The following is a 2,656-nucleotide window of genomic DNA, read 5'->3' on the forward strand; positions in this document are numbered from 1 at the left end:
GCCCTCCCCCGCAAGCGGGAGAGGGAGCCCTTGCGCCACTGCCGCCGCGACATTGCTCCGAGAGCAATTCCGAGATGGCCGCGCCGCGGACGAGACGCTAGAAGTGCGTGCATCCCCTCGCGAGACCCGTCATGCCCCACACATCCGCTTTGCTCGGCTTTGCGCTCATCTGCCTCGGCATGGTGCTGACGCCGGGGCCGAACATGATCTATCTGATCTCGCGCTCGATCACGCAGGGGCCGGCGGCCGGCATCGTCTCGCTCGGCGGCGTGGCGCTCGGCTTCGTGTTCTACATGCTGTGCGCGGCGTTCGGCATCACCGCGTTGCTGTTTGCGATTCCCTACGCCTATGACGCGCTGCGCTTTGCCGGCGCGGGCTATCTGCTCTGGCTGGCGTGGCAGGCATTGAAGCCTGGCGGCCGGTCGCCGTTCCAGGTCAAGGCGCTGAAGGTCGACGGCCCGCGCAAATTGTTCGCGATGGGCTTCGTCACCAATCTGCTGAACCCGAAGATCGCGATGCTTTATCTGGCGCTGCTGCCGCAGTTCATCGATCCCGCCGGCGGCAGCGTGCTGACGCAGTCGCTCGCGCTCGGCTCGATCCAGATCGTGATCAGCGTCAGCGTCAACGCGATGATCGCCCTCGCCGCCGGTTCGATCGCGGTGTTCCTCGGCACCCGCCCGACCTGGCTGCTGGTGCAGCGCTGGCTGATGGGCACCGTGCTGGCGGGACTGGCGATGAAGATGGCGCTCGAGGCGCGGCGGGCCTAGCGACTACCCTCTCCCCTTGTGGGAGAGGGTGGCTTCGATGCTTCGCATCGAAGCCGGGTGAAGGGTTGTTTCCACGGGTCCGTCCGCGGGGCCAACCCCTCATCCGGCGCTTCGCGCCACCTTCTCCCACCAGGGGAGAAGGGAAGTAAGCGCGTAGGATGGGTAGAGCGCAGCGAAACCCATCATGGCCGCCGCGAATTCGAAGCGATGGGTTTCGCTTCGCTCTACCCATCCTACGGTTCAGCAACCCTCAATCCAGCTTCGCGTCCATTCCCCGCTTCGTCGCCGGGCGGGCCATCAGCGTCTCGTACCAGCGCTTGACGTTGGGGAAGTCGGCCAGATCGACCTTGTGGCGCGGATGGCGCCAGGCCCAGCCGAGGATGGCGAAATCGGCGACCGACAGATCGCCGGCGACGAATTCGCGGCCATCAAGCCGGCGATCCAGCACGCCGTAGAGCCGCCGCGTCTCGGCCATGTAGCGCTTCAGGCCGTAGGCGCGGTCCTGCTCGTTCTCCAGCGCGATGAAATGGTGCACCTGGCCCGGCATCGGACCGAAGCCGCCCATCTGCCACATCAGCCACTCATAGACCGGGATCCGCTCCGCCAGCGGCTTCGGCAGGAACTTGCCGGTCTTCTCGCCGAGATAGAGCAGGATCGCGCCGGACTCGAAGATGCTGACCGGTTTGCCGCCCGGCCCATCCGGATCGACGATCGCCGGGATCTTGTTGTTCGGGCTGATCGCGAGGAAGGCGGGCGCCATCTGTTCGCCCTTGCTGATGTTCACCGGGATCACCTTGTAGGGCAGCCCCATTTCCTCCAGCGCCACCGAGATCTTGCGGCCGTTGGGGGTGTTCCAGGTGTGCAGCTCGATGGTCATTTCCGCTTCCCGTGCAAGTGTTTGGGCAAGTGTTTGGCCGAGTCTTTGGCGCCTGCTTACGGGGAACGGAACGGCCGCACAACCGCGCTTTCCGGAAAGCACGCCCGCGGAAATCGCGGCTTGGGCACTGTTGACGGCGGAATTTCCGCGCTGGAATGTGCCGGTAAGCGTGGATAGATTGCCGCCCGCCTCAAACCCTCAAGGGAAAAAGTCTTTGTCCAAATCAGCCTCCCGCGCCCGCCTCGCCGAGATCATCCGCAAGCGTTCGTTCGGCCGCGGCGAGATCACGCTGGCGTCGGGCCGCAAGAGCGACTTCTATTTCAACCTGAAGCCGACGATGCTCGATCCCGAGGGCGCGGCGCTGCTTGCCGAGCTCACCTATGAAGCGCTGAAGGACGACAAGCTCGATTTCGTCGGCGGGCTCGAAATGGGCGCGGTGCCGCTCGCCGGTGCGATCGCGCAGCTGTCCTGGCTGAAGGGACACCCGATCGCGGCGTTCTTCGTGCGCAAGAAGCCGAAGGAGCATGGCGCGAAGCTTTCCGTCGAAGGGCTTGCCAAGGGCGAGAGCCTTGCGGGCAAGCGCATCGTCATCGTCGAGGACGTCACCACGACAGGCGGCTCGGCGCTGAAGGCGGTGGAAGCCGTGCGCGAGGCCGGCGGCGAGATCGCGCTGGTCTTCACCATGGTCGACCGCGAGGAAGGCGCGACCGAGACGTTTGCCGAAGCCGGCTTGCCGTTCCGCGCGCTGTACAAGGCGGGCGAGTTCCTGAAGGATTGAGGGTCTCTCTTCTCCCTCGCCCCGCTCTTGCGGGGGCGAGACGAGCGAAGCTCGCTCTTAAAGGGTTGGGGCTCTCTCCCCGCTTACATCTGTTGAGAGACCTGTACTGGATCGATCCGCGAGCTCGCTTCGCCTCTCCCGCTTGCGGGGGAGGCCGGATCGCATCGTCAGATGCGATCCGGGTGGGGGCTCTTTCCACGAGTCCCATCGCGGAGAGAGCCCCCACCCTAACCC

The 2,656-nt window shown here is 65.4% G+C and carries 3 protein-coding genes; 2 read left to right on the forward strand and 1 reads right to left on the reverse strand.

The window, feature by feature from the left end; translation table 11 throughout:
• Positions 1-131: 131 nt before the first annotated feature.
• Positions 132-767 (forward strand): LysE family translocator, encoded by a 636-nt coding sequence (locus AC1VNY_RS42290; RefSeq protein WP_092078615.1) that lies wholly within the window; start codon positions 132-134, stop codon positions 765-767.
• A 250-nt stretch (positions 768-1,017) separates the two neighbouring features.
• Here the strand turns inward: AC1VNY_RS42290 and AC1VNY_RS42295 are convergent, their stop codons facing one another.
• Positions 1,018-1,644, reverse strand: a complete 627-nt coding sequence (locus AC1VNY_RS42295; RefSeq protein WP_482409639.1) for a glutathione S-transferase family protein — start codon at positions 1,642-1,644, stop codon at positions 1,018-1,020.
• Between the two features lie 214 nt (positions 1,645-1,858).
• On the opposite strand from AC1VNY_RS42295, the gene pyrE reads away from it, so the two are divergent.
• Entirely contained in the window at positions 1,859-2,422 is a 564-nt protein-coding gene (gene pyrE, locus AC1VNY_RS42300) for an orotate phosphoribosyltransferase (RefSeq protein WP_018269561.1), read from the forward strand.
• Positions 2,423-2,656: the final 234 nt, after the last annotated feature.

Source organism: Bradyrhizobium ferriligni (genome assembly GCF_056837965.1).